The sequence below is a fragment of the Plectonema radiosum NIES-515 genome, assembly GCF_025753815.1.
In the GTDB taxonomy this organism is placed as follows: Bacteria; Cyanobacteriota; Cyanobacteriia; order Cyanobacteriales; family Nostocaceae; genus Hassallia; species Hassallia radiosum_A.
In genome coordinates, this window is the sequence record NZ_JAOWRF010000101.1 from 1 (window position 1) to 1,819 (window position 1,819).

The following is a 1,819-nucleotide window of genomic DNA, read 5'->3' on the forward strand; positions in this document are numbered from 1 at the left end:
TGACCAGATTCCTCGCGGCGTGCAAGCCCCTAAATTTATTTATGGGGGTAAGCCGCAGGCGATTTCAATCGCCGTCAAGTTTCGTTTTGATTTTGAATATACATTTTAATAGTATCTAAAGTTGCACCACCAACAGTGGACACAAAGTAGGAATTAGTCCACAAAGAAGGTAAGCGACTCTTTAACTCTGGAAATTCCAACCGTAAATATCTAGATGTTGCACCCTTGAATCTCTTCACTGCTCGGTGTACTCCAAATTGAGGATCAACCTCCATCAATAAATGTACATGGTCAGGCATTATTTCCATTTCCAAGATTTCAACTTTAATATCGATAGCTATTTGGACGAGCAGTTCTTTGAGTCTGGATGCAATGGCGTTCACTAGTACTTTTCGTCTGTACTTAGGGCAAAAAATCACATGATATTTGCAAGAATAGATAACGTTATTATTGGATTTAAATTTTTCAGTCATTTAGTAAAAAGTTAGTTTACTGTGTTGCTTCTATATAGTAGACTACAGTAAACTAATAAATAAACCAAGGGGGGTGATGTAAAAGTGTTGGTGCTGGAATATAAAGCAGTTGTCAAAAAATCCCAATCAGTAGCAATAGACGAAGCTATCAGGACATCTCAGTTTGTCCGCAATAAAGTCTTGCGTTATTGGATGGATAATCGCGGCGTTGGCAAGAAAGAACTATATCAGTACAACACTCAATTAAGAGCAGAATTTAAATTTGTCAATGATTTAAACAGCCATGCTTGCCAAGCATCAGTAGAGAATGTAGAACGCGCTATTAATAGGTTTTTTGATAACTGCAAGAAAAACCAACCAGGGAAAAAGGGTTATCCAAGATTCAAAAAACATAGCCGTTCTGTTGAGTACAAAGTTTCTGGGTGGAAGTTGCACCCCTACATGCGCCGCATCATTTTCACCGATAAAAAAGGTATTGGCGAACTTAAATTATTAGGTAAATGGGATATTCATCAATACCCTGTTGAGCTAATTAAACGAGTTCGGATTGTGCGTAGAGCCGATGGGTGCTATGTGCAATTTTGCGTCAAGGTGGATAACACTGTTGTTGCACCATTAACGACATCAGAAGTTGGAATTGATGTAGGGTTGGAATATTTCTACTCTGATAGTAACGGACACCATGAAGAAAACCCGCGATATCTACGTAAATCTGAGAAAGATATCAAGCGGCTTGGGCGCAATATTTACAAGAAGAAAAAAGGGTCATCTGGCAGAAGAAAAGCGCGTGGTATTTATGCCCGTAAACATTTAAGAGTAACAAGACAAAGGGAAGAACATGCGAAGAGACTCGCACGTAACTTATGCCTAGCTAACGCTAAGGTCGTCCTGGAAGACTTGAATATTAAAGGCATGGTGAAAAACCACAAGCTAGCCAAGAGTATCAGTGATGCTTCTTGGTATTTGTTCGGTCGCTGGCTCGAATACTTTGGTGAGAAGTATGTCCGGGAGATTATTGCAGTTCCTCCCCATTTTACAAGTCAAGAATGTAGTAGTTGCGGTGTTAGGGTACAAAAAGCTCTTAGTACACGCACCCATTCTTGTCCGCATTGCGGTCACGTAGAACAGCGCGATGTGAATGCCGCCAAAGTAATTTTAAGGAGACACCTCCGTGCGGGGGTTCCCCCCGTTGAGGAGAGTGGCGTTCGTGCAAACGGTAGGGAAGGGCATTCCCAAACTAACGCTAGCGGAGAGGTTCTCTCTACTTCTACTGGTCGCAAGACCAGTAAAAGCAAAGAACCTCGGTGATGCTAGAATCCCCCGCATTTATGCGTGGGGAGTGTCAA

At 41.6% G+C, this 1,819-nt stretch carries 2 protein-coding genes; one reads left to right on the plus strand and one right to left on the minus strand.

The window, feature by feature from the left end:
• Positions 1-74: 74 nt before the first annotated feature.
• Positions 75-473, minus strand: a complete 399-nt coding sequence (tnpA, locus tag OGM63_RS06465; RefSeq protein ID WP_263744677.1) for an IS200/IS605 family transposase — start codon at positions 471-473, stop codon at positions 75-77.
• 84 nt (positions 474-557) lie between these two features.
• Between tnpA and OGM63_RS06470 the strand changes: the two genes are divergently transcribed.
• Positions 558-1,781: an RNA-guided endonuclease InsQ/TnpB family protein gene (locus OGM63_RS06470; protein WP_263744678.1), complete on the plus strand. Its 1,224-nt coding sequence runs from the start codon at positions 558-560 to the stop codon at positions 1,779-1,781.
• Positions 1,782-1,819 lie beyond the last annotated feature (38 nt).

What these genes read in the sequence shown, in the direction of transcription:
- tnpA (WP_263744677.1), bottom strand. Translation starts at nt 473, where the DNA reads ATGACTGAAAAATTTAAATCCAATAATAACGTTATCTATTCTTGCAAA.